This is a genomic window from Pseudomonas sp. B111 (assembly GCF_026428275.1).
Lineage (GTDB): Bacteria > Pseudomonadota > Gammaproteobacteria > Pseudomonadales > Pseudomonadaceae > Pseudomonas > Pseudomonas aeruginosa.
In genome coordinates this window covers 2,293,874-2,317,288 of record NZ_CP097857.1, presented here as the reverse complement: position 1 = coordinate 2,317,288, position 23,415 = coordinate 2,293,874, and the positions used below count along the sequence as shown (strand labels likewise).

21 protein-coding genes are annotated in these 23,415 nt (G+C 69.8%); 15 read left to right on the top strand and 6 right to left on the bottom strand.

What is annotated here, in order from left to right:
- Positions 1 to 147 precede the first annotated feature (147 nt).
- From M6E97_RS10795 to M6E97_RS10775, 5 genes are read right to left on the bottom strand one after another with little or no spacing between them, the layout of a single operon-like run.
- Complete coding sequence (locus M6E97_RS10795; protein WP_003089428.1) at positions 148 to 912, bottom strand: ABC transporter permease; 765 nt, start codon at positions 910 to 912, stop codon at positions 148 to 150.
- The gene (locus M6E97_RS10790; RefSeq protein WP_003107732.1) at positions 909 to 2,108 is read right to left on the bottom strand and encodes an ABC transporter substrate-binding protein; all 1,200 of its coding nucleotides are present in this window, start codon (positions 2,106 to 2,108) and stop codon (positions 909 to 911) included. Before M6E97_RS10790 ends, M6E97_RS10795 begins: the two co-directional genes overlap by 4 nt.
- Complete coding sequence (locus M6E97_RS10785; protein ID WP_031755953.1) at positions 2,074 to 2,910, bottom strand: ABC transporter ATP-binding protein; 837 nt, start codon at positions 2,908 to 2,910, stop codon at positions 2,074 to 2,076. Before M6E97_RS10785 ends, M6E97_RS10790 begins: the two co-directional genes overlap by 35 nt.
- Positions 2,907 to 3,974 carry an acyl-CoA dehydrogenase family protein gene (locus tag M6E97_RS10780; RefSeq protein ID WP_034005072.1) on the bottom strand — a complete coding sequence of 356 codons (1,068 nt, stop codon included), beginning with the start codon at positions 3,972 to 3,974 and terminating at the stop codon, positions 2,907 to 2,909. Before M6E97_RS10780 ends, M6E97_RS10785 begins: the two co-directional genes overlap by 4 nt.
- Before the next feature lie 49 nt (positions 3,975 to 4,023).
- Positions 4,024 to 4,584, bottom strand: coding sequence for a carboxymuconolactone decarboxylase family protein (locus tag M6E97_RS10775; RefSeq protein ID WP_003089433.1), 561 nt, complete (start codon positions 4,582 to 4,584; stop codon positions 4,024 to 4,026).
- Between the two features lie 104 nt (positions 4,585 to 4,688).
- On the opposite strand from M6E97_RS10775, the gene M6E97_RS10770 reads away from it, so the two are divergent.
- The 9 genes from M6E97_RS10770 (at position 4,689) to M6E97_RS10730 (ending at position 15,155) form a co-directional block, all read left to right on the top strand.
- Positions 4,689 to 5,594 (top strand): AraC family transcriptional regulator, encoded by a 906-nt coding sequence (locus tag M6E97_RS10770; protein ID WP_003089436.1) that lies wholly within the window; start codon positions 4,689 to 4,691, stop codon positions 5,592 to 5,594.
- A 222-nt stretch (positions 5,595 to 5,816) separates the two neighbouring features.
- On the top strand, positions 5,817 to 6,722 hold the full coding sequence (locus tag M6E97_RS10765) for an AraC family transcriptional regulator (protein ID WP_003089438.1): 906 nt from the start codon (positions 5,817 to 5,819) through the stop codon (positions 6,720 to 6,722).
- Between the two features lie 157 nt (positions 6,723 to 6,879).
- Positions 6,880 to 8,190, top strand: coding sequence for an ABC transporter substrate-binding protein (locus M6E97_RS10760; RefSeq protein ID WP_003111702.1), 1,311 nt, complete (start codon positions 6,880 to 6,882; stop codon positions 8,188 to 8,190).
- Positions 8,191 to 8,250: 60 nt separating this feature from the next.
- Positions 8,251 to 9,183 carry a carbohydrate ABC transporter permease gene (locus M6E97_RS10755; protein ID WP_003089441.1) on the top strand — a complete coding sequence of 311 codons (933 nt, stop codon included), beginning with the start codon at positions 8,251 to 8,253 and terminating at the stop codon, positions 9,181 to 9,183.
- A gap of 10 nt (positions 9,184 to 9,193) precedes the next feature.
- Positions 9,194 to 10,027, top strand: coding sequence for a carbohydrate ABC transporter permease (locus tag M6E97_RS10750; RefSeq protein ID WP_021264805.1), 834 nt, complete (start codon positions 9,194 to 9,196; stop codon positions 10,025 to 10,027).
- Between the two features lie 39 nt (positions 10,028 to 10,066).
- The gene (locus tag M6E97_RS10745; protein WP_023099560.1) at positions 10,067 to 11,179 is read left to right on the top strand and encodes an ABC transporter ATP-binding protein; all 1,113 of its coding nucleotides are present in this window, start codon (positions 10,067 to 10,069) and stop codon (positions 11,177 to 11,179) included.
- A 22-nt stretch (positions 11,180 to 11,201) separates the two neighbouring features.
- A complete protein-coding gene (locus M6E97_RS10740; protein WP_023091769.1) occupies positions 11,202 to 12,677 on the top strand; it encodes a mannitol dehydrogenase family protein in 1,476 nt (491 codons plus the stop codon).
- Positions 12,674 to 14,182 carry a xylulokinase gene (xylB, locus tag M6E97_RS10735; protein WP_079382750.1) on the top strand — a complete coding sequence of 503 codons (1,509 nt, stop codon included), beginning with the start codon at positions 12,674 to 12,676 and terminating at the stop codon, positions 14,180 to 14,182. Before M6E97_RS10740 ends, xylB begins: the two co-directional genes overlap by 4 nt.
- A gap of 40 nt (positions 14,183 to 14,222) precedes the next feature.
- Complete coding sequence (locus M6E97_RS10730) at positions 14,223 to 15,155, top strand: carbohydrate kinase family protein (RefSeq protein WP_003089451.1); 933 nt, start codon at positions 14,223 to 14,225, stop codon at positions 15,153 to 15,155.
- 30 nt (positions 15,156 to 15,185) lie between these two features.
- Here the strand turns inward: M6E97_RS10730 and M6E97_RS10725 are convergent, their stop codons facing one another.
- Positions 15,186 to 16,421, bottom strand: a complete 1,236-nt coding sequence (locus tag M6E97_RS10725) for an NAD(P)/FAD-dependent oxidoreductase (RefSeq protein ID WP_003111641.1) — start codon at positions 16,419 to 16,421, stop codon at positions 15,186 to 15,188.
- Between the two features lie 418 nt (positions 16,422 to 16,839).
- Here M6E97_RS10725 and M6E97_RS10720 point away from each other — a divergent pair, with 418 nt between their 5' ends.
- Genes M6E97_RS10720 through M6E97_RS10695 form a run of 6 tightly spaced genes read left to right on the top strand, consistent with a single transcriptional unit; the run spans position 16,840 to position 23,278 of the window.
- Positions 16,840 to 18,075, top strand: coding sequence for an SfnB family sulfur acquisition oxidoreductase (locus M6E97_RS10720; RefSeq protein WP_003111642.1), 1,236 nt, complete (start codon positions 16,840 to 16,842; stop codon positions 18,073 to 18,075).
- A gap of 10 nt (positions 18,076 to 18,085) precedes the next feature.
- Positions 18,086 to 19,303, top strand: coding sequence for an SfnB family sulfur acquisition oxidoreductase (locus M6E97_RS10715; protein WP_034005076.1), 1,218 nt, complete (start codon positions 18,086 to 18,088; stop codon positions 19,301 to 19,303).
- A 17-nt stretch (positions 19,304 to 19,320) separates the two neighbouring features.
- Entirely contained in the window at positions 19,321 to 20,709 is a 1,389-nt protein-coding gene (locus tag M6E97_RS10710) for an LLM class flavin-dependent oxidoreductase (protein ID WP_015502895.1), read from the top strand.
- Between the two features lie 31 nt (positions 20,710 to 20,740).
- On the top strand, positions 20,741 to 21,535 hold the full coding sequence (locus tag M6E97_RS10705) for a MetQ/NlpA family ABC transporter substrate-binding protein (protein ID WP_009316120.1): 795 nt from the start codon (positions 20,741 to 20,743) through the stop codon (positions 21,533 to 21,535).
- On the top strand, positions 21,532 to 22,641 hold the full coding sequence (locus M6E97_RS10700) for a methionine ABC transporter ATP-binding protein (protein ID WP_077563379.1): 1,110 nt from the start codon (positions 21,532 to 21,534) through the stop codon (positions 22,639 to 22,641). The genes M6E97_RS10705 and M6E97_RS10700 overlap by 4 nt, the downstream gene beginning before the upstream one ends.
- On the top strand, positions 22,625 to 23,278 hold the full coding sequence (locus M6E97_RS10695; protein WP_003111646.1) for a methionine ABC transporter permease: 654 nt from the start codon (positions 22,625 to 22,627) through the stop codon (positions 23,276 to 23,278). Before M6E97_RS10700 ends, M6E97_RS10695 begins: the two co-directional genes overlap by 17 nt.
- Positions 23,279 to 23,415 lie beyond the last annotated feature (137 nt).

The following is a 23,415-nucleotide window of genomic DNA, read 5'->3' as shown; positions in this document are numbered from 1 at the left end:
GAATAGCGCCCCAGCGCTATCCGCCAGCGCACTGGAACCCCGCCCGGCGGATAGCCGCGAGCGGCTATTCGCCCTACCCGAGCATCCCCATTACCCGTAGGGCGAATAGCGCCCCGGCGCTATCCGCCAGCGCACCGGTACCCCGTCCTACCCGAGCGCTCCGTGCGCCCAGCGCCGATAGAGTCCGCGCGCCGCGGCGTCGAGCAGGTAGCCGAGCAGGCCGATCAGCAGCACCATCGCCATCAGCTCGGAGTACGCCAGGCGATCGCGGGTGTCGAGGATGTAGTAGCCGAGCCCGGCGCTGACGCCGAGCATCTCGCAGGGCACCAGGACGATCCAGAGGATGCCGATGGCCAGGCGCACGCCGGTCAGCACATGGCCGAGGATGCCCGGCAGGATCACCCGGCGCAGGGTTTCCCAGGGCGTGGCGGCGAGGCTGCGGCTCAGTTGCAGCCAGCGCGGGTCGAGCTGGCGCACGCCGGCGGCGGTATTCAGCAGGATCGGCCAGAGCGCGGCGAAGGCCAGCAGGAAATAGATCGGCTGGTCGCCCACGCCCATCAGCATCACCGCGATGGGCATCCACGACAGCGGCGAGATCATCCGCAGGAACTGGAACGCCGGAGTGGTCGCCGCTTCCAGGTTGCGCGAGGCGCCCACCAGCAGCCCCAGCGGCACTCCCACCAGCAGCGCCAGGAACAAGCCCAGCAGGACCCGTTTCAGGCTCACCAGCACATGCTCGTAGAGTTCGCGGCGTTCCAGCAGTTCACCCAGGCTGAGCAACGTCGCCTGCGGCGAGAAGCGTGCCGAAAGGCCGTCGGCGGCGCCGAACAGGGCCACGCCGAGCCACCACAGGGCGAACAGCGCCAGCAGCCCGGCAACGCCCAGAGCGCCCTGGCGCAGGGTCTGCCTCACGGGCTGATCTCCTCGCTGCGCTGGAAGCCCTCGGCGAGGCCGAACGCCTGCAACCCGCCGACCTCTGCCAGGGCCTGGCGGACGAAGCGGTCGTCCACCAGGTCACTGGCCACCTGGCGCGGATCGAGGCTGGCGAGGAAGGCATTATTGCCTTCGATCAGGGTGTCCTTCAGCCGCCGCACCAGTTCCTCGGTGTAGCTCGGATAGGGATAGGGCTGGAAGTCGATGCGCCGCTCCTGCCAGTCGGCGTGGCGGATCGCGCCGCTGGCGAGATAGGCCTGCTGCTCCTCGGCGCCCGGCGCCAGCACCCGGCCGAGGACCTCCGGCGCGTGCGGCGTGTAGCGGTTGGCTCCGGCCTTGGACAGCAACTGTGCGGCCTCGGCGCGGTGCTCGCGAGTCCATAGCTGGGCCTTGACGATGGCGTTGACCACCTTTTGCGACCACTGCGGCCGCCGCTCCAGGTCGTGTTCGTGCATGAACACCACGCAGCAGGCGTGGTTGCGCCAGACATCGCCGGTGAAGCGCTGTACCCGGCCGACCTTGAGGTTCTCCGCCAGGGCATTGAACGGCTCGGCGACGATGTAGCCGTGGATGCGCTTGCTGGCCAGCGCCGGCGGCATGTCCGAAGGCGGCAGCACCACCAGGTTGACCTCGTCAGCGGCCAGCGCCGCGCCCACCGCACGGCTCACCGCGCGCAGGCCGTTGTCGCGCAGCAGTTGCTGCAACACCACGTTGTGGATCGAGTACCAGAACGGGATCGCCACGCTCTTGCCGCCGAGCTGGCGCACGTCGGCGATCTCCGGAGCCACCGTGAGCCCCGAGCCGCCGACGTGGTTCCAGGCCACCACCTTGGCCGGCACCTTGCTGCCGTAGCGGGCCCAGACGGTCATCGGCGACAGCAGGTGGATGACGTTGACCTGGCCGGAGATGAACGCCTCGATCACCTGCGCCCAGCTACGCAACAGCACCGGCCGTTCGGCCTGGATGCCCTCGGCCTCGAACAGGCCGTTGGCATGGGCCACCAGCAAGGGCGTGGCGTCGGTGATCGGCAGGTAGCCGATGCGCACCGGCGCGTCGGGTTCGGCGGCGGCGCGCGCCTGCAGGCTGCTCAGCAGCGGCAACGCGCCGGCGGCGCTGAGCAGCGCGGCGAGCTTGAGGATGTCACGTCGGGAATGGGTCGGGTCGTCCAGGCACATGGGAGGCCTCCGGCTGAGCGATGGGATGGGCATGGGTGCGGCTCGCCCGCCGTAGGGTTTTCAGGATCTCGATGCGCAACGCGCCCAGTTCCTCGACCAGCTCCGCGCGTGGCTGCGGCAGGTCGATGCGCCACTCGCCGAGGGTCCGCGCCGGGCTGTCACCCAGTAGCAGGATGCGTTCGGAGAGCAGCAGGGCCTCGTCGATATCGTGGGTGATCAGGACCACGGCGGTGCCGCGCTCGCGGATCGCCCGCAGCAGCAGTTGCTGCATGTCGGCGCGGGTCACTTCGTCCAGCGCGCCGAAAGGTTCGTCGAGCAGCAGCACCTTCGGCTGCCGCGCCAGGCAGCGGGCCAGCGCGGTGCGCTGGGCCATGCCGCCGGAGAGTTGCGCCGGGTAGCGGGCACGGGCGTGCTCCAGGCCGACCGCGGCGATCGCCTGGTCGACGCGGGCCTGGCGGGTGGCCGCGTCGAGGTGCGGCTGGCGGGCGAAATCGAGGCCGAAGGCGACGTTCTTCTCCAGGTTCAGCCAAGGCAACAGGCTGGGGTCCTGGAACGCCACCGCGACGCCCGGATGCGGGCCGCGCAGGGGCTCGCCGAGTACCCGCACGCTGCCGGCGGCCGGCTCCTGCAGGCCAGCCAGCACGCGCAGCAGGCTGGACTTGCCGACCCCGCTGGGACCGAGGATCGAGACCACCTCGCCGGCGCCCAGGCGCAGGTCGAAATCGCCGAGCACCGCCTGCCAGCCGGCACCGCGCGGATAGCCGAGGGCGATCCCGCGAGCGTCGAGGAGCGCCTCGCTCATGCCTTGGCCTCGGCCTGGCGTTGCAGTTCGGCGCGCAGTTGCACCAGGCTCGGCGTAACGATCGGGACGAACGCCGACTCGCGCCAGCGGCGGGCGAAACCGGCGCCGTGCTCGCTCAGGTAGGCCTTGCCGCCGCTGGCCTGCAACTCCAGTTGCACGGCATTGGCGGCGGCTTCGGCGAGCCCGATGCGGATGCGGAACAGGCGTGCCGGCTGACTGGCGAACTCGCCGCTGGCCAGTCCGGCGTGCAGCGCCGCCACGTGCCCCTCGAGGGTTTCGCGCTGTGCCGCCAGCTCGCCATCCAGCAGCGAACGACTGCCGCCCAGGTGCCGCTGCACTTCGTCCAGTGCGCGGCGCGCCAGGCCGATGGCCATGCCGCATTGCAGGCCGAGGAAGGCCGGGCGCACCCGTGGCAGGAACTGCCGGGCGTCGTCGTGCAACAGCCAGTCGCGCCCGACCGCCACCGCGCGCAGGTCGAGGGCGGCGGTGTTGCTGCATTGCAGGCCGAGCAGGCGCAGGTCCGCCGAGCGCTGCACGCCGGCGAGTCCTTCGGGAATCGCCAGGACGAAGGGACTGCCGCCCTCCCCGCGTTCGATCGCCGCCGCCACCACGAAATCGCCGCTGCGCAGGTTGGTCACCCACGGCAGGCGACCGTCCAGGCGCCAGCCGGCCTCCTCCGCGTGCGCCACCACCTGCAGCGCCTCGATCCCGGAAAGGAACTTCATCGCGTTGGACAGCCCGGTGGCGCCGGCCAGGCGGCCGGCCAGCAGGTCGCCGAGCAGGCGTTGGCGCAGTTCCTGGTTGGGACTCTGCAACAGGTACTCGATGAAGGCGCGCTGGCCCCAGAAGACGAACGCCGCGGTCAGCGAGCGCGCCGCCACCGCGGCCACCCGCTCCACCGCGTCGGCGAGCGTGCCGCCGGCGCCGCCGAGGCGTTCCTCCACCGCCACGCCGAGCACGCCGGCGGCGGCCAGGCGCGGCAGCAGCGCGGCGGGATCGGCGTCGCCGCGGTCGAGGGCGTCGGCCTGGCGGTCGAGCCAGTCGCTCAGGGTCGGGTCAAGCATGGTCGTCACTCCTTGCGCCGGCGCGGCACGCCGCCCGGCAAGCGCAGGCTCAGGCCTGCGGGTTGGTCCAGCGATATTGCTCCAGCTCGGCATTGAGCGGCGTGCGGGCGAACACGTTGGCGAAGTTGCAGAGCGTCGCCAGGCTCACCCCGAGGATCACTTCCAGGGCCTGGGCCTGGTCGAAACCAGCGGCGCGGAAGGCTTCGAACTGTTCGTCGGTGACCGCGCCGCGACTGGCGATCACCGCGCGGGTGAAATCGGCCAGGGCTTCGTAGCGGGCATCGGGCAGTTCGCCGCGGGCGCGCAGGGCCTCGATCACCGGCTCCGGCAGGCGCGCCTTGTTGCGCGCCACCGCGGTGTGCCCGGCAACGCAGAAGTCGCAGCCATGGGTGGTGGCCGCCACCAGTTGCACCACTTCCCGCTCGGGCAGGCCGAGGCTGGCCTTGGCGTTCAGCCCGGATACGGTGAGGTAGGTTTCCAGGGCGGCCGGCGCATTGGCCAGCACGCCGAGCAGATTCGGGATATAACCCGAGTTGTTCAGCGCGGTCTGGAGGAACGGACGCGCCGCCTCGGGGGCGTTTTCCAGGGTGAGCACGGGAACGCGTGACATGCTTTCGACTCCGGTGGTTGAGGTGTCGAAGAAGTCTCTTGGTAATAAGAAATCCATTCAATATTCTAAAGTCGCTATCACTTGCTCTTGAGTCTTTCCCTTAGATGAATTCGTCCAACCCGCTTGTCGATTGGTTATTAGACAGCCTCGAAGTCGACACCAGCCTGTTCCATGTCGGTCGCTACTGCGGCGGCTGGCATGCCTCCACCCACGGCCTGGCGCGTGCCAGCTTCCACCTGGTGGTGCAGGGACACTGCTGGGCGCACGTCGCCGGAAGCGCCCGGGGCTGGCGACTGGACAGCGGCGACGCGCTGTTCTTCCTGCGCGACGTCGAGTTCCGCCTGTCCAGCGAGGCCACCGCCGAGGCCGCGCGCTGCCAGCCGCGCGGCGAAATGCAGGCGCTGGAGTGGAACGCGGCGGACGGTGCCGGCCTGGTCTGCGGGTTCTTCCACTTCCATTCGGGATTGTCCGGGCTGATCGTCGACGCCCTGCCCGACTGGCTGATCCTGCGCGCCGGCGATCCGGCGCTGGACGCGGCGCGACGCCTGTTCGCCCTGATCGTCGACGAGTGCCGCCGCCAGCCGGCGCCGTCTCCGGTGCTGCTGGAACGCCTCAGCCACCTGCTGTTCCTCTACGTGTTGCGCCAGCAGGTGCTCGACAACCCGACCCTCGGCGGCCTGGTGGCACTGGCCCGCCAGCCGCAGTTCGCCGGCCTGCTGGAAGCGCTGATCGAGGCACCCGAACAGCCCTGGAGCCTGGAACAGATGGCCGAGCGCACCGGACTCTCGCGCTCGGCCTTCTTCAAGCGCTTCAACGAACTCAGCGGTCAGTCGCCGGGACAGGTCCTGCTGGCCCTGCGCATGCACCGCGCCTGCGCCCTGCTGCGCGCCGACGCCAGCGTCGCCGAGGTCGCGGCGGCGGTCGGCTACCAGTCCACCGCCGCCTTCACCCGTGCCTTCCACAAGGCCACCGGACAGCAGCCGGGGGCCTATCGCAAGGCCAGCCGCTGATCGCCGGAGGCCGATCGGCACCGAGCAGGCCAACGGCGCTGAAGCGGGGTCGAAGAGCGCGCGCCTCGTCAAGCGCCCGGTCCGCAACGGCAACCCGGAACACGCCACGCCCCGGCCTTGGGGTGGATGGCGGCGGACAGCGCCACGGCCGCTGCCCGCCCCTGCACAGCCCCGCCGCTTCGGGCTAGGATGTGCCTTCGTTCCCCCGGTCGGCCCGCGCCCATGCCCAGAGCCAGCAAAGTCACCGATCCGTCCTACGAGCTGATGGACGACCACGAAGGCCATTCGCTGATCTACCGCCAGCACGGCTTCCCCAGCCCGCTGGTGCGCTGGCACTTCCACAAGGAATACGAGCTGCACCTGATCGTCGCCAGCTCCGGCAAGGTATTCATCGGCGACTACATCGGCAACTTCGCCCCCGACACCCTGTTCCTCACCGGCCCCAACCTGCCGCACAACTGGATCAGCCAGGTCGAGCCCGACGAGGTGGTGGCCCGGCGCGACATGCTGGTGAACTTCACCGACGAGGTGCTGGAGGACGGCAGCGGCGTATTCTCCGAGCTGAACCGCCTGGCCCCGCTGCTGGCGCGGGCGCGCTACGGCATCGAGTTCCGCGACCCGGCGCTGATCGGCGAAAGCCGGCGACTGTTGCAACGCATCGCCGACAGCGGCGGCATGACCCGCCTGGGATACTTTTTTATCCTCATGGAACAGCTCGCCGAATGCGAGGACTACCAGTTGCTCTCCACCGTCACGTCCTCGCAACTGGCCGACGAGCACAACGTCGAACGGATCAACCGGGCGGTGGACTACATCTTCCAGCACTACGCCCAGGACCTCACCCAGGAGCAGGTCGCCGCCCACCTGGGCATGACCCCCACCTACTTCTCGCGCTTCTTCAAGCAGGCCGCCGGGCGCGGCTTCGTCGAGTTCGTCAACCGCCTGCGCATCAGCAAGTCCTGCGAGCTGCTGGCCCGCAGCGAGCTGCCGGTGACCGAGGTGTGCTTCGAGTCGGGCTTCAGCAACCTGTCCAATTTCAACCGGCGCTTCCAGCAGCTCAAGGGCATGACGCCCACCGGCTACCGGCGCCTGGTGACCCAGCGGCTGACCGAGCAGAACCTGCTCTGAGCCTCCACCGCCCCACCCCGGCGGTGCAAAAAAGTATCGGTCGAAGTGCAGTCGAGGCTTTGTCGGTTGCGTGACGCGCCTGTGTAATCGGCAGCGAGCGACACAAAAACAATAATGTCTTCCGCGCCGCCCGCCGGCCCGGAAGAGGAGTTCACCGATGAACGACTCGATCAAGGCCTGCCTGGCCGCCGCCTGCCTCGCCCTGCCGCTGCTGGCCCAGGGCGCCGAGACCCTGACCATCGCCACGGTCAACAACAACGACATGATCCGCATGCAACGCCTGTCCAAGGTGTTCGAGGAAAGCCACCCGGACATCGCGCTGAAATGGGTGGTGCTCGAAGAGAACGTCCTGCGCCAGCGCCTGACCACCGACATCGCCACCCAGGGCGGACAGTTCGACCTGCTCACCATCGGCATGTACGAAGCCGCGCTGTGGGGCGCCAAGGGCTGGCTGGAGCCGATGAGCGGGCTGCCCGCCGACTACGCCGTGGACGACCTGTTGCCCTCGGTGCGCGACGGTCTCTCCGTCAAGGGCACGCTGTACGCCCTGCCGTTCTACGCCGAAGCCTCGATCACCTACTACCGCAAGGACCTGTTCCAGCAGGCCGGGCTGCGGATGCCCGAGCAACCGACCTGGACCCAGCTCGGCGAGTTCGCCGCCAGGCTCAACCGCCCGGACCAGGGCCAATACGGCATCTGCCTGCGCGGCAAGGCCGGCTGGGGCGAGAACATGGCGTTGATCGGCACCCTGGCCAACGCCTTCGGCGCACGCTGGTTCGACGAGCGATGGCAGCCCGAATTCAGCGGCGGCGAATGGAAGAAGGCTCTCGACTTCTATGTCTCCACCCTCAAGCGGTACGGCCCGCCCGGCGCCTCCAGCAACGGTTTCAACGAGAATCTGGCGCTGTTCAACAGCGGCAAGTGCGCGATCTGGGTGGACGCCAGCGTCGCCGGTTCGTTCGTCACCGACAAGAGCCAGAGCAAGGTCGCCGACGCCACCGGCTTCGCCTTCGCGCCCCGGGAAGTCACCGACAAGGGCGCCTCCTGGCTGTATTCCTGGGCCCTGGCGATTCCCGCCAGCTCGCGCGCCAAGGACGCGGCGAAGGCCTTCGCCACCTGGGCCACCTCGCAGGCGTACGGCAAGCTGGTGGCGGACAGGGAAGGCGTGGCCAACGTGCCGCCCGGCACCCGCGCCTCGACCTACAGCGAGGCCTACCTGGCCGCCGCGCCGTTCGCGCGGGTCACCCTGGAATCGCTGAAGCGCGTCGATCCCAACCATCCGACGCTGAAGCCGGTGCCCTATGTCGGCATCCAGTTGGTCACCATCCCCGAGTTCCAGGCCATCGGCACCCAGGTCGGCAAGCTGTTCTCCGCCGCCCTCACCGGGCAGATGAGCAGCGACCAGGCGCTGGCCGCCGCGCAGCAGAGCACCGCCCGCGAGATGAAGCGCGCCGGCTATCCGAAGTAGTCCGCCGCCGGGCGCAGCCCTGCTCGAGCGCTTGCCCTTGAAGATCCAGACGGAGTCGCCATGAACACCTCGGCCCTCGATACCCCGCTCCCGGCCCGTCCCGCCCACCGTCGCCTCCAGCGCCGCCGGCGCGGACCCGGCTGGCTCCTGGTCAGCCCCTCGGTGGCGCTGCTGCTGTTGTGGATGATCGTGCCCCTGGGCATGACCCTGTATTTCTCGCTGATCCGCTACAACCTGCTGTATCCCGGCGAGAATGCCTTCGTCGGCCTGGAGAACTTCACCTTCTTCGTCACCGACGCCGGCTTCCTGCCCGGCGCGCTGAACACCCTGCTGCTGGTGGGCAGCGTGCTGGCGATCAGCGTGGCGTTCGGCGTGCTCATCGCCGCGCTGCTGGAGGCCGGCGAGTTCTTCGGTCGCGGCGCGGTGCGGGTGTTGCTGATCTCGCCGTTCTTCATCATGCCGACGGTGAGCGCGCTGCTCTGGAAGAACCTGATCTTCCACCCGGTCTCGGGCATCCTCGCCGCCGTCTGGCGCCTGTTCGGCGCCGAGCCGGTGGATTGGCTGGCGCACTATCCGCTGCTGTCGATCATCCTCATCGTCTCCTGGCAATGGCTGCCCTTCGCCATCCTCATCCTGATGACCGCCATGCAGTCCCTCGACCAGGAGCAGAAGGAGGCCGCCCGCCTCGACGGCGCCGGTCCACTGGCGATCTTCTGGCACCTGACCCTGCCGCACCTGGCGCGGCCCATCGCGGTGGTGCTGATGATCGAGACGATCTTCCTGCTCTCGGTGTTCGCCGAGATCTTCACCACCACCAGCGGCGGCCCCGGCTACGAATCGACCAACCTCGCCTACCTGATCTACAACCAGGCGCTGCTGCAGTTCGATGTCGGCATGGCCTCGGCCGGGGGCCTGATCGCGGTGCTGATCGCCAATATCGCCGCCATCGTGCTGGTGCGGATGATCGGCAAGAACCTTACCGAGCGCAGCTGAGGAACCCGCCATGCTGACACTCAAGCAATCCCGCCGCCTGCGCAACGGCCTGCTCGGCCTGCTCTGCTGGGGCATCGCCCTGCTGCTGTTCTTCCCGATCTTCTGGATGCTGCTGACCAGCTTCAAGAGCGAGATCGACGCCTTCGCCACGCCGCCGCAGTTCATCTTCCAGCCGACCCTGGAGAACTACCTGCACATCAACGAGCGCAGCGACTACTTCGCCTATGCCTGGAACTCGCTGCTGATCTCCTCCTCGGCGACCCTCCTGTGCATGCTCGTCGCGGTGCCGGCGGCCTACTCCATGGCCTTCTTCGAGACCCGCCGCACCAGGCGCACGCTGCTCTGGATGCTGTCGACCAAGATGCTTCCGCCGGTCGGCGTACTGATGCCGATCTACCTGCTGGCCAAGCAGTTCGGCCTGCTCGATTCGCGGCTGGCGCTGATCATCGTCTACACCCTGATCAACCTGCCGATCGTGGTCTGGATGGTGTACACCTACTTCAAGGACATCCCCGTGGACATCCTCGAAGCGGCGCGCCTGGACGGCGCCGGCACCTGGCAGGAGATCGTCCGCGTGCTGCTGCCGATCGCCCGCGGCGGGCTCGCCTCGACCCTGCTGCTGTCGCTGATCCTGTGCTGGAACGAGGCCTTCTGGTCGCTCAACCTGACCTCCTCGGCCGCCGCCCCGCTGACCGCCCTGGTCGCCTCCTATTCCAGCCCCGAAGGACTGTTCTGGGCCAAGCTCTCGGCCGTCTCCACCCTCGCCTGCGCGCCGATCCTGGTCTTCGGCTGGATCAGCCAGAAGCAGCTGGTACGCGGCCTTTCCTTCGGCGCCGTGAAATGAAGCGCATCCCCATCCTTTCGTCCACGGAGGTATTCCGCCATGGCTGATCTCAAGATCCGCAACCTGCAGAAAGGCTTCGACGGCCAGGCCATCATCAAGGGCATCGACCTCGACGTCCGCGACCGCGAGTTCGTGGTCTTCGTCGGCCCCTCCGGCTGCGGCAAGTCGACCCTGCTGCGCCTGATCGCCGGCCTCGAAGAGGCCAGCGGCGGCAGCATCGCCCTCGACGGCACGGACATCACCGACACCCCGCCGGCGAAGCGCGACCTGGCGATGGTCTTCCAGACCTACGCGCTGTACCCGCACATGACGGTGCGCAGGAATCTCTCCTTCGCCCTCGACCTGGCCGGCGTCGACAAGCGCGAGGTCGCCGTCAAGGTCGACGCCGCCGCACGCATCCTCGAACTGCAAGCGCTGCTGGAGCGCAAGCCGCGCCAGCTCTCCGGCGGCCAACGGCAGCGGGTGGCGATCGGCCGGGCGATCGTGCGCAACCCGAAGATATTCCTCTTCGACGAACCGCTGTCCAACCTCGACGCCGCCCTGCGCGTGCAGATGCGCCTGGAACTGGCGCGGCTGCACCAGGAACTGGCGGCAACCATGATCTACGTGACCCACGACCAGGTCGAGGCGATGACCCTGGCGGACAAGGTCGTGGTGCTCAACGGCGGGCGCGTCGAGCAGGTCGGCTCGCCGCTGGAGCTTTACCACCATCCGGCCAACCTGTTCGTCGCCGGCTTCCTCGGCACGCCGAAGATGGGCTTCCTGCGCGGCCATCTCAGCCGCAACCAGGGCGAGCGCTGCGAGGTCGCCCTCGAATGCGGCGCGCGCGTCGGCCTGCCGCTATGCGCCGGCGAGCTGGCCACCGGCAGCCCGGTGACCCTCGGTATCCGCCCGGAACACCTGAACATCGCCCGCCCGGGCCATGCCTTCCAGGGCCTGCTGCGGGTCGCCGCCGACGTCAGCGAGCGCCTGGGCAGCGACAGCTTCTGCCATGTCCGCGCCGACTCGGGGGAAATGCTCACCCTGCGCGTGCGCGGCGATTTCGCACCGGACTACGGCGCCCCCCTGGAGCTGGGCTTCGATCCGGCGCACTGCCATCTGTTCGACAGCAACGGCCAGGCCCTCGACAAACGACTGCAACAGGCGGCCTGAAGCCGCCAGCGGGAACCCACCGATGAAACTCAACCGGCAGCACCTCCCCCTGCTGGCGACCGCTGTCGCCCGCCCGTCCTACGACCCCGCGCAACTGCGCCAGGGCATCGTCCACATCGGCGTCGGCGGCTTCCACCGCGCGCACCAGGCGGCCTACACCGACGCCCTGATGAACCGCGGCGAAGCCCTCGACTGGGCGATCTGCGGCGCCGGCCTGCGCAGCGACGACCGCGCCATGCACGACGCCCTGGCCGCCCAGGACTACCTCTACACCCTCTACGAGCTGGGCGACCAACCGGACACCGAGGTCCGCGTGATCGGCGCCATCAGCGGCATGCTGCTCGCCGAGGACGGCGCCGAGGCGCTGCTGGAAAAGCTTGCCGAGCCGGCCATCCGCATCGTCTCGCTGACCATCACCGAAGGCGGCTACTGCATCGACGACGGCAGCGGCGAGTTCCTCGCCGAGTTGCCGCTGGTGCGCCACGACCTGGCCAACCCGCGGACCCCGCGCGGGGTCTTCGGCTTTCTCTGCGAGGCTCTGCGGCGGCGCCGCGACACAGGCGTGCCGGCGTTCACCGTGATGTCCTGCGACAACCTCCCGCACAACGGCGAGGTGGCGCGCAAGGCGCTGCTGGCCTTCGCCGAACGGCTCGACCCGGGGCTGGCGCGCTGGATCGCGACGCACGTCAGCTTTCCCAACGCCATGGTCGACCGCATCACCCCGATGACCAGCCCCGCCCACCGCCGCCAACTGGCCCAACGGCACGGCGTGGAAGACGCCTGGCCGGTGGTCTGCGAACCCTTCGTGCAATGGGTGCTGGAAGATCGTTTCAGCGCCGGGCGTCCGGCCTGGGAAAAGGTCGGCGTGCAGTTCACCGACGACGTCACGCCCTACGAGGAGATGAAGATCGGCCTGCTCAACGGCAGCCACCTGGCGCTCACCTACCTGGGCTTCCTGCGCGGCTACCGCTTCGTCCACGAGACCCTCGGCGACCCGCTGCTGCGCCGCTACGTGCGGGCCTTCATGGACCGCGACGTGGCCCCGCTGCTGGCACCGGTACCGGGGATCGACCTGGAACGCTACAAGGACAGCCTGGTCGAGCGCTTCGCCAACCGCGCCATCGCCGACCAACTGGAACGGGTCTGCTCGGACGGCTCGTCGAAGTTTCCCAAGTTCATCGTCCCCACCGCCAATCGGCTGATCGCCGCCGGCCGGCCGCTGGAACGGGTGGCCCTGGTGGTGGCGGCCTGGGCGCTGTACCTGGGCGGGGTCGACGAGCATGGCGAGCACTACCCGATTCCCGATCCGCGCGCCGCCGAATGCCAGGCGCTGGTTGCCGAACGCCACGGCCTGGGCCGGCGCCTGCTCGGCGTGGAGACCGTGTTCGGCCCGGCGATCCCGGCCTCGGCGGCCTTCGTCGAGGCCTTCGAGCGGCTCTACGACAGCCTGCGCCGACACGGCGTCAGCGAAACCCTGCGCCAGGTACTCGGCGAATGACTCCGGAGGGCCGCATGCACGGATTGTTCCTCGGCATCGATTGCGGCACCCAAGGCAGCAAGGCGCTGCTGCTCGACGCCGGCAGCGGCTGCACGCTGGGCCTGGGCAGCGCCGCGCAGCGCCCGCCGGAAGGCCGCGACGGACGCCGCGAGCAGGACCCGGCGGACTGGCTGGAAGCCATGGCCAGCGCGGTACGCATGGCCCTGGAAGAAGCCGCGGTGGACGGCCGCGAGGTCCGCGCCCTGGCGGTTTCCGCCCAGCAGCATGGGCTGCTCCTGCTCGACGCCGAGGGCCGGGCGCTGCGCCCGGCCAAGCTCTGGTGCGACACCGAGAGCGCGGCGGAGAACCGCGAGCTGCTGGAAGCCCTCGGCGGCCCGGCCGGCTCGCTGGAACGCCTGGGGCTGGTGCTCGCGCCGGGCTACACGCTGTCCAAGCTGCTCTGGAGCAGGCGCCGCTTTCCCGAGCTGTTCGCCCGCGTCGCGCACATCCTCCTGCCCCACGACTACCTCAACCACTGGCTCACCGGCCGCGTCTGCAGCGAAGCGGGCGACGCCTCCGGCAGCGGCTACTTCGACGTGCGCCGGCGCACCTGGGCCAGCGACGTGCTGGAGCTGGTCGAGCCGGGCGGACGCCTGGCGGCGGCGCTGCCGGAGCTGATCGAGCCCGGCGCCTGCATCGGCAACCTGCGCCCCGAAGCGGCCGCCGCCCTCGGCCTGGCTCCCCACACGCGGGTCGCCTGCGGCGGCGGCGACAACATGCTCGCCGCCATCGGCACCGGCAACATCCGCCCCGGCCTGCTCACCGCCAGCCTGGGCACCTCCGGCACCCTGGCCGCCTATGCCGAGCGGCCGCTGGTCAGTCCGCACGGCGAGCTGGCGACCTTCTGCGCCTCGTCCGGCGGCTGGCTGCCGCTGGCCTGCACGATGAACCTCACCGGCGCTTGCGGCCTGGTACAGGACCTGCTGCACCTCGATCTCGACGAATTCTCCCGGCTGGCCGCCCAGGCGCCGGTCGGCGCCGAAGGTCTGCTGATGCTGCCGTTCTTCGACGGCGAGCGAGTTCCGGCGCTACCGCACGCCAGCGCCAGCCTGCATGGCATGACCGCGGCCAACCTGAGCCGCGCCAATCTTTGCCGGGCGGTGCTCGAAGGCACCGCCTTCGGCCTGCGCTACGGCCTCGACCTGCTGCGCGCCAGCGGCCTGCCGGGCGAGGAAATCCGCCTGGTCGGCGGCGCGGCGAAGAGCCCGCTGTGGCGGCGGACGCTCGCCGACCTGCTCGGCCTGCCGCTGGTCTGTCCACGGCAGACCGAGGCCGCCGCCCTTGGCGCGGCGCTCCAGGCGGCCTGGAGCCTGGGCCGCGAAAGCGGCGCCGGTGAAAGCCTGGAGGCCCTGTGCCAGCGCTGCGTGGCGCTCGACGAGTCGACCCGCACCCAGCCCCAGGCGCGACAACAGGCGGCCTACGAACAGGCCTACCGGCGTTACCTGGAGCTCCTGCCTCCGCGATAATGGTCGCTTTCCTTCCTCTTCTGGCGTTTTGGAGATCTGCATGTACCTGGTGTGTGGCGAGGCCCTTTTCGATGTCTTCAGCCTGGAAAGCGCTGCGCGCAGCAACGAGCTGGGCTTCACCGCGATCGCCGGCGGCTCGCCGTTCAACGTCGCCGTCGGCCTGCGCCGGCTGGGCGTAGAGGTGGCGCTGTTCGGCGGGCTGTCCAGCGACTACCTGGGCGCGCGGCTGCGCCGGGTGCTCGAAGAAGAAGGCGTGGACTGCGGCTTCCTGGTGCCCAGCGACGCCCCGACCACCCTGGCGATGGTCGGCCTCGACGCCAGCGGCTCGGCGCAATACCAGTTCCGCGGCGAGGGCTGCGCCGACCGCCAGGTGCGCCTGGAACACCTGCCGACGCTGGATGGGCGGATACGCGGGCTGCACGTCGGCTCCTACACCCTGGTGGTGACGCCGGTGGCCGACACCCTGCTGGCGCTGGTCCGGCGCGAGAGCGACCGGCGCCTGGTCAGCCTGGACCCCAACGTGCGCCTCGACCCGCAACCGGACATCGACCTCTGGCGGCGCCGGGTCGAGGCCTTCGCCAGCCACGCGCACCTGATCAAGGCCAGCGAGGAAGACCTGGCCCTGCTCTACCCCGACCGCGATCCCGGCGAGGTGGCCCGCGGCTGGCTGAACCCGCGCTGCCGGCTGGTCTTCGTCACCCACGGCGGCGCCGGCGCCAGCGTGCACTGCGCCCACGGCAGCTGGAGTCGCCCGGCGGATACCGCCCTGGCGCTGCGCGATACGGTCGGCGCCGGCGATACCTTCCAGGCGGCGACCCTCGCCTACCTCCGCCGCCTCGACGCCGACAGCCCGGCCAGGCTAGCCGCGCTGTCGCGGGAAGCGATCGACGCGATGCTCGCCTTCGCCATCCGCGCGGCGGCGGTCACCTGCTCGCGGGTGGGGCCGGACCTGCCGTTCGCCCACGAGCTTTGAGGCCGGTCAGGCCGAGGGCTGCCGCCCGGTCTAGCGCCCCGGCCGCGCCAGCCACTCCCGGCCCTTGAGCATGGCGTTCCAGTACACCCAGGGCAGTACGTGGCGCTTGAGCAGCCAGGCGAAGCGGCTGGCCGCGGTGGGCTCCAGCGGGAAGGTCGGCAGCAGCTTGCCGGCGTAGCCGAACTCCGCCAGCACCACCCGGCCGCGCTCGACGGTCAGCGGGCAACCGCCGTAACCGTCGTAGCGCAGCGGCAGGCCACGGCCGCTGCGCAGGCCGAGAAGATTCTCGGCCACCACCACGATCTGCTTGCGCGCCGCCGCCGCGGTCTTCGCGTTGGCGGTGCCGCAGACATCGCCGAGGGCGAAGATCTCGCCATGGCGGACATGTTGCAGGGTCGCCGGGTCGACTTCGCACCAGCCGGCCGCGTCGCCCAGGCCGCTGGCGGCGACGAAGGTCGGCGGCAGCTGCGGCGGCACCACGTGCAGCAGGTCGAAGTCCTTTTCCGCCAGATTGGTGTTGCCGTCGGCGTCCTTCACCTCGAACCAGGCCTTGCGCGCCGCGCCGTCGACCTTCACCAGGTTGGAATTGAACGCCAGCTCGGCCGAATATTTGCGCACGTACTCCATCAGCGGCGGAACGAAATCGGCGACACCGAACAACGCCGCGCCGGCCAGGTCGAACTCGACCTCGATGTCTTGCAGCACGCCCTCCCGCAGCCAGTGGTCGCAGGACAGGTACATGGCCTTCTGCGGCGCCCCGGCGCACTTGATCGGCATCGCCGGCTGGGTGAACAGCGCCTTGCCGCCGCGCAGGCCGCGCACCAGCTCCCAGGTGTAGGGCGCCAGGTCGTAGCGGTAGTTGGAGGTGACGCCGTTGCGCCCGAGGGTCTCCTCCAGGCCCTCGATGCGCTCCCAGGCCAGGCGCAGGCCGGGGCAGACGATCAGGTTGCGGTATTCCAGGCTGCCGCCGCTCTCCAGCAGTAGCCGGCGCGCCTCGGGGTCGACCCGCTCGACACGGGTGCGCAGCCACTCCACGCCGGGCGGGACCAGCCCGGCCATCGGCCGCGCGGTGTCGCCCTGGGCGTAGGCGCCGCCACCGACCAGGGTCCAGCCCGGTTGGTAGTAGTGGGTGTCCGCCGGCTCGATCAGGCTGATACGCAACCCCGGCGAACGTTTCAGCAGGCTGGCGATCACGCCGATGCCGGCCGCGCCGCCGCCGATCACGGCGATGTCGGTGGTGGGTTCTGAAGCGTTAGCGCTCTGCATGGGAGTTCCTTCGACGATCCGAGTGGGTGGGCGCGCGCCAAGCCGCCGCGCGCGAAACCCTATCACCCTAGCAGCACGGCGCTGGCGCGCGGCATCCGGCTGTAATCCGCCGGTAACTGTTGCCCTGGCAACAGCGGAGCAACAGGCAGCGCCCGCGGACCAGCAAAAACTGTTGGAGCAAATCGACAACCCTTTGATTTTCCTATGGATTAGCAAACGGCACGGCTTGTGCAAACAGACCCGGCAGAGGCTTGGCGATCGCGCCAGCCACCTATCCGAACTGCCAGAGGTGCCCAGCGAGCATGTCGTTACCGCCTGTTTCCCCTCCCTCCTCCAGGCGTTCCACCCGCACCACCGAACCCGCGAGCCGCGCCACACCGATGCCGCTGGCGGAACCACCACGCTGCAAGGCTGAACCATGACCGACGAAACCGCACCCAAGGATCTTCGTGACCAGGCGCCCCGGCTACTCCCGGCACGCCTCATCGAGAACGACGCCCAGGCGTTGCAGGCCGCCCACGAGGTAGCCGGACTGGCCCGTCGCGAAGCGGCGCTACGCGACCGCGAACGACGCCTGCCCTGGCAGGAACTGGAACTCTTCACCCGCCTCGGCCTGGGCGGCATCGGCATTCCCCGCGCCTATGGCGGCGCGCAGGTTTCCCACGTGACCCTGGCCGAGGTGTTCCGCGTCATCTGTGCCGCCGACCCGGCCCTCGGACAGATTCCGCAGAACCAGTTCGGCCTGCTCAGCGTGATCGACAACGTCGCCAGCCCGGCGCAGAAACGCAAGCTGTTCCGTGGCATCCTCGACGGCCGCCGGCTGGCCAACGCCGGCCCGGAGCGCAATACCCGCCATACCCTGGAGCTGAAGGCGCGGGTCCGTCGCGACGGCGACGGCTACCGGGTCAGCGGCGAGAAGTTCTACTCCACCGGCGCCTTGTTCGCCCACTGGGTGGCGGTCAAGGCCATCGACGAGGAAGAGCGCGCGGTGATGCTCTTCGTCGAGCGCGGCGCTCCCGGCCTGCGCATCGTCGACGACTGGTCCGGCTTCGGCCAGCGCACCACCGCCAGCGGCACGGTGCTGCTGGACGAGGTTCCGGTAGCCGGCGACATGCTGATCCACAACGGCCTGCTGGCCGAGATCCCGAGCCTCCAGGGCGCCGTCTCGCAACTGATCCAGGCCGCCATCGACGCCGGCATCGCCCAGGCGGCGCTGGACGACGCCCAGGCGTTCGTCCGCGAACGCAGCCGGCCCTGGATCGACGCCCAGGTCGAACGCGCCAGCGACGAGCTTTACAGCATCGCCGAGGTCGGCCGCCTGCAAATCGAGCTGCACGCCGCCAACGCCCTGCTGGAGAAGGCCGGCCAGGTCCTCGACGAGGTGGCCGCGCGACCGGTGGACGCCGAGTCGGCGGCACGCGCCTCGATCGCCGTGGCCGAGGCCAAGGTGCTGAGCACCGAGATCAGCCTGGCCGCCAGCGAGAAGCTCTTCGAGCTGGCCGGCAGCCGCGCCACGCTCGCCGAGTTCAACCTCGACCGGCACTGGCGCAACGCCCGCACCCACACCCTGCACGACCCGGTACGCTGGAAGGTCTACGCGGTCGGCGACTACTACCTGAACGGCGCCCGTCCGGCGCGTCACTCATGGATCTGAGGAGCGCCCGATGAGCCTCGCACACGCTACGCGCGACAATCCCACGGCCGCTGCCCATCGCATCGGCAGCGACGACGAAGCCCTGGAAACGGCCCGCGAGCTGGCCGCCCTGTTCGCCCGCGAAAGCATCCAGCGCGACCGCGAGCGGCGCCTGCCGCTGGAAGAACTGGAACTGTTCTCCCGCTCCGGCCTGTGGGGCATCGCGGTGCCCCGCGAATACGGCGGGGCCGGCGTCTCGCGGGTGACCCTGGCGAAGGTGGTGGCGATCGTCAGCGCCGCCGACAGTTCCCTGGGGCAGATTCCGCAGAACCATTTCTACGCCCTCGAAGTGCTGCGGGTGAACGGCTCGCCGGCGCAGAAAGGTCGCCTGTTCGGCGCCGCCCTGGCCGGCGAGCGTTTCGGCAACGCCCTGGCCGAGATCGGCACGCGTACCGCCAGCGAGCGCCGCACCCGCCTGCGCGCCGACGGCGACGGCTACCGCCTGGACGGGCGCAAGTTCTACTGCACCGGCGCACTCTACGCGCAGCGGGTGCCGACCCTGGCGGTGGACGACGAGGGCCGCCAGCAACTGGCCTTCGTTCCGCGCGACAGCACCGGGCTGGAAATCGTCGACGACTGGTCCGGCTTCGGTCAACGCACCACCGGCAGCGGTTCGGCGCTGTTCGACCGGGTAGCGGTGGCCGCCGAGGACGTGGTCTCGTTCCAGGACGCCTTCGAGCGCCCGACCACCGTCGGCCCGCTGGCGCAGATCCTCCACGCGGCGATCGACGCCGGGATCGCCCGCGGCGCCTTCGAGGACACCCTGCGTTTCGTCCGCGAGCGCGCCCGGCCCTGGGTCGACTCCGGCGTCGACAAGGCCAGCGACGACCCACTGACCATCCATGAGATCGGCCGCCTGGCGATCCGCCTGCACGCCGCCGAAGCGCTGCTGGAGCGTGCCGGGCGGGTGCTCGACCGGGCCACCGCCGAGCCGGACGCGGAAAGCGTGGCGGCCGCCTCGATCGCCGTCGCCGAAGCCCGCGCGCTGACCACCGAGGTCGCCCTGCTGGCCGGCAGCAAGCTGATCGAGCTTGGCGGCAGCCGCGCCTGTCTCGCCGAACTCGGTCTCGACCGCCACTGGCGCAACGCCCGCGTACACACCCTGCACGACCCGGTGCGCTGGAAGTACCACGCGGTCGGCGACTACTACCTCAACGGCCGCCTGCCGCCACGCCGCGGCACGCTCTGAACGCCGAAGGAACCGCCATGAGCAAGAAGCAGATTCTCCTAAACGCCTTCAGCATGAATTGCGTCGGCCATATCAACCACGGCCTCTGGACCCACCCGCGCGACCGCTCCAGCGACTACCGCAAACTGCGCCACTGGACCGAGCTGGCCCGGCTGCTGGAGCGCGGCCTGTTCGACGGCCTGTTCATCGCCGATATCCTCGGCGTCTACGACGTCTACCAGGGCGGCATCGAGGTGACCGCCCGCGAAGCCGTCCAGTTGCCGGTGAACGACCCGCTGATGCTGGTCTCGGCCATGGCCGGGGTCACCGAGCACCTGGGTTTCGGCGTCACCGCCAACCTCACCTACGAGGCGCCCTACCCGTTCGCCCGGCGGCTCTCGACCCTCGACCACCTGAGCGACGGGCGGATCGGCTGGAACATCGTCACCGGCTACCTGGAAAGCGCGGCCAAGGCCATGGGCCAGTCCGCGCAGATCGAGCACGACCGCCGCTACGACCGCGCCGACGAGTACCTGGAGGTCCTCTACAAGCTCTGGGAGGGCAGCTGGGAAGACGACGCGGTGCTCGCCGACCGCCAGCGACGGGTCTACGCGCGGCCGGAGAAGATCCACAAGGTCCGTCACCATGGCGAGTTCTACCAGGTCGAGGGCTACCACCTCGCCGAGCCCTCTCCACAGCGCACCCCGGTGCTGTTCCAGGCCGGCTCCTCGGAGCGTGGCCTGGCCTTCGCCGCGCGCCACGCCGAATGCGTGTTCGTCTCCGGACAGACCCGCGAGGCCACCCGCCAACTGGTGCAGCGCATCCGCGCGGCGGTGGTCGGCGCCGGCCGTCGCGCCGAGGACATCAGGATCTTCATGGGCATCAACGTGATCGTCGCCGCCACCGCGGCCGAGGCCCGCGACAAGCATGCCGAGTACCGCCGCTACGCCAGCCCCGAGGCCGGCCTGGCGCACTTCGCCAGCTCCAGCGGCATCGACCTGTCGCGCTACGGGCTCGACGAACCGATCCGCTACGAGAAGAACAACGCCATCGAGTCGGTGGTGAAGAACCTCACCGTGGCGCGCACCGACTCCACCGTGCGCAAGCTCCTCGACCAGTTGGCCCTGGGCGGCCGCTACGTGACCCTGGTAGGCGACCCGCGCCAGGTCGCCGACGATCTCGAAGGCTGGATCGCCGATACCGGCCTGGACGGCTTCAACCTGACCCGCACCGTGGAGCCGGAGAGCTACGCCGACTTCATCGACCTGGTGGTGCCCGAGTTGCAGGCACGCGGCAGCTACAAGACCGCCTACGCCCCCGGCACCCTGCGGGAGAAGCTCTTCGGCGGCGGCCGCGCGCGCCTGCAGGCGGAACACGCCGGCGCCGCCTTCCGCCAGCACCCGGCCGCGCGCCAGCGCCAGGCCTGACCCCACTTTCCCTTTCGTTCAGGAGCCCACCATGCTGAACACCCTGAAAACCCTGAGCCTGGCCGTCCTCCTCGGCAGCGGCCCGGCCCAGGCCGCCGACGCCCCGCTGAAGATCGGCACCACCGCCGCCTTCGCCCCGCCGCTGGAAGTCGCCGTGAGCGAAGCCGGCAAGCAGGGGTTGAAGGTCGAACTGGTCGAGTTCAGCGACTGGAACGCCCCCAACATCACCCTCGCCCAGGGCGACATCGACGCCAACTACTTCCAGCACGTGCCCTTCCTGGAAAACGCCAACCGCGAAGGCGGCTTCCGGCTGAAGCCGTTCGCGCCGGGGATCATCAACAACGTCGGGCTCTATTCGAAGCGCTACGCCAGCCTCGCAGAGTTGCCGGAAGGCGCCAGCGTGGCCATCGCCAACGACCCGATCAATGGCGGCCGCGGCCTGCAACTGCTACAGAAGGCCGGCCTGCTGAAGCTCAGGGACGGCGTCGGCTACAAGGCGACCCTCGACGATATCGTCGACAACCCGAAGGACATCCGCATCACCGAGCTGGAGGCGGTGCAACTGGCGCGCGCCCTCGACGATTTCGACCTGGCCCAGGGCTACCCGCACTACCTGCGCCTGGCCGGGACCATCGACCCGACCCGGGCGCTGCTGTTCGACGGGATCGACAACCGGGAATACGTGATCCAGTTCGTCACCCGCGGCGACTACCAGGACCGCGACGGCCGCCTGGCGCGCTTCGTCGACATCTACCAGCATTCGCCGGTGGTCCGCGCCGCGCTGGACAAGGCCCATGGCACGCTGTACCAGCCGGGCTGGGAGTGACGACCATGACCGTTCCCCCGAGCCTGCTGCCCCTCGAACCGTTCCCGACGGCGCCCGACACGCGCGCGTCCACGCCGCACATCCGTCTCCACGGCCTGGGCAAGCGCTACCCCGGTGGGGTCCAGGCCCTGCGGGAGATCGACCTGGAAATCCGCCGCGGCGAAGTGTTCGGCATCATCGGCCGCAGCGGCGCCGGAAAGTCCTCGCTGATCCGCACCCTCAATCGCCTGGAGCGTCCCAGCGAGGGGCAGGTGCTGATCGACGACGAAGACATCGGCGGCTACGACGGCCAGCGCCTGGTCGCCCTGCGCCGACGCATCGGCATGATCTTCCAGCACTTCAACCTGATGTCGGCCAAGACCGTGCGGCAGAACATCGCCCTGCCGCTGCGGGTGGCCGGGGTGCCCCGGGCACGGATCGAGGAGCGGGTCGCCGGGCTGCTGCAACTGGTCGGCCTGGAGGAAAAACGCGACGCCTACCCGGCACAGCTCTCCGGCGGACAGAAACAGCGCGTCGGCATCGCCCGCGCGCTGGTGCACCAGCCGCAGATACTGCTCTGCGACGAAGCCACCTCGGCGCTGGACCCGGAGAGCACCCAGGCGATCCTCGCGCTGCTGCGCGACATCAACCGCCGGCTGGGCCTGACCATCGTCCTGATCACCCACGAGATGGCGGTCATCCGCGAGATCTGCGACCGCGTGGTGGTCCTCGAATGCGGCCGCATCGTCGAACAGGGCGAAGTCTGGGAAGTCTTCGGCGATCCGCGCCATGCCGTCACCCGAAGCCTGCTCGGCAGCCTGCGCGCCGCCCTCCCGGCCGACCTCCAGGCGCGCCTGCGCCAGGCTCCCGGCGCCGGCGACCCGGTGCTGCTCGATCTCCAGTACACCGGCGCCAACCGACGGGTGCCGGACCTGCTGGCCATCGCCAGGGCCATCGGCCAGCGCGTCGACCTGCTCCACGGCGGCATAGAGCGGATCCAGGGCCGCGCCCTGGGGCGCCTGCTGCTACAGGTCGGCGCGCCGCCCGGCGAGCTTCCCGGCGTGCTGGCCAAGGCCGCGCTGGTGGCGGACAAGGTGGAGGTGCTCGGCCATGTCGCCCATGCTTGAACGGCTCTGGCAAGGTTTCCTCGATACGCTGCTGATGATCGGCGCGTCCTCCGCCATCGTCCTGCTGGTGGGTATCCCGCTGGCCCTGGTGCTGGTCACCACCGGGCCGGGCGGGATCTTCGAGGCGCGCCTGCTCAATCGCATCCTGGGCGGTCTGGTCAACGTGCTGCGCTCGGTACCCTTCCTGATCCTGATGGTGGCGCTGATTCCCTTTACCCGGATGATCGTCGGCACCAGCTATGGAGTCTGGGCCGCGGTGGTGCCGCTGACCATCGCCGCCACGCCGTTCTTCGCGCGGATCGCCGAGGTCAGCCTGCGCGAAGTCGACCACGGCCTGGTGGAGGCGGCCCAGGCGATGGGCTGCGAACGCCGCCACATCATCTGCAACGTACTGTTGCCGGAGGCGCGACCGGGCATCGTCGGCGGCTTCACCATCACCCTGGTGACCATGATCAATTCCTCGGCCATGGCCGGCGCGATCGGTGCCGGCGGCCTCGGCGACCTGGCCTACCGCTACGGCTACCAGCGCTTCGACACCCAGGTGATGCTCACCGTGATCATCGTCCTTGTGCTGCTGGTCACGTTGATCCAGTTCGGCGGCGACCGCCTGGCCCGCCTGCTGAACAAACGCCTGTAGAATCCGCCCTCCCGGCCTGGGAGGGCTGGCGCTTTACCGAGGGCGACAGGAACCAGCGTCGCCGCGACAGCGCATCTTTCCCCGCGCCGGACAGACCTGTATCTGTCGTCCTGCGGTCATCCGGCGACGCCAGACTG

Bases quoted from the DNA above. Each gene is read 5' to 3' on its own strand.
- M6E97_RS10790 (WP_003107732.1), bottom strand. From the start codon at position 2,108: ATGTGCCTGGACGACCCGACCCATTCCCGACGTGACATCCTCAAGCTC.
- M6E97_RS10785 (WP_031755953.1), bottom strand. From the start codon at position 2,910: ATGAGCGAGGCGCTCCTCGACGCTCGCGGGATCGCCCTCGGCTATCCG.
- M6E97_RS10780 (WP_034005072.1), bottom strand. From the start codon at position 3,974: ATGCTTGACCCGACCCTGAGCGACTGGCTCGACCGCCAGGCCGACGCC.
- M6E97_RS10775 (WP_003089433.1), bottom strand. From the start codon at position 4,584: ATGTCACGCGTTCCCGTGCTCACCCTGGAAAACGCCCCCGAGGCGGCG.
- M6E97_RS10770 (WP_003089436.1), top strand. From the start codon at position 4,689: ATGAATTCGTCCAACCCGCTTGTCGATTGGTTATTAGACAGCCTCGAA.
- M6E97_RS10765 (WP_003089438.1), top strand. From the start codon at position 5,817: ATGCCCAGAGCCAGCAAAGTCACCGATCCGTCCTACGAGCTGATGGAC.
- M6E97_RS10760 (WP_003111702.1), top strand. From the start codon at position 6,880: ATGAACGACTCGATCAAGGCCTGCCTGGCCGCCGCCTGCCTCGCCCTG.
- M6E97_RS10755 (WP_003089441.1), top strand. From the start codon at position 8,251: ATGAACACCTCGGCCCTCGATACCCCGCTCCCGGCCCGTCCCGCCCAC.
- M6E97_RS10750 (WP_021264805.1), top strand. From the start codon at position 9,194: ATGCTGACACTCAAGCAATCCCGCCGCCTGCGCAACGGCCTGCTCGGC.
- M6E97_RS10745 (WP_023099560.1), top strand. From the start codon at position 10,067: ATGGCTGATCTCAAGATCCGCAACCTGCAGAAAGGCTTCGACGGCCAG.
- M6E97_RS10740 (WP_023091769.1), top strand. From the start codon at position 11,202: ATGAAACTCAACCGGCAGCACCTCCCCCTGCTGGCGACCGCTGTCGCC.
- xylB (WP_079382750.1), top strand. From the start codon at position 12,674: ATGACTCCGGAGGGCCGCATGCACGGATTGTTCCTCGGCATCGATTGC.
- M6E97_RS10730 (WP_003089451.1), top strand. From the start codon at position 14,223: ATGTACCTGGTGTGTGGCGAGGCCCTTTTCGATGTCTTCAGCCTGGAA.
- M6E97_RS10725 (WP_003111641.1), bottom strand. From the start codon at position 16,421: ATGCAGAGCGCTAACGCTTCAGAACCCACCACCGACATCGCCGTGATC.
- M6E97_RS10720 (WP_003111642.1), top strand. From the start codon at position 16,840: ATGACCGACGAAACCGCACCCAAGGATCTTCGTGACCAGGCGCCCCGG.
- M6E97_RS10715 (WP_034005076.1), top strand. From the start codon at position 18,086: ATGAGCCTCGCACACGCTACGCGCGACAATCCCACGGCCGCTGCCCAT.
- M6E97_RS10710 (WP_015502895.1), top strand. From the start codon at position 19,321: ATGAGCAAGAAGCAGATTCTCCTAAACGCCTTCAGCATGAATTGCGTC.
- M6E97_RS10705 (WP_009316120.1), top strand. From the start codon at position 20,741: ATGCTGAACACCCTGAAAACCCTGAGCCTGGCCGTCCTCCTCGGCAGC.
- M6E97_RS10695 (WP_003111646.1), top strand. From the start codon at position 22,625: ATGTCGCCCATGCTTGAACGGCTCTGGCAAGGTTTCCTCGATACGCTG.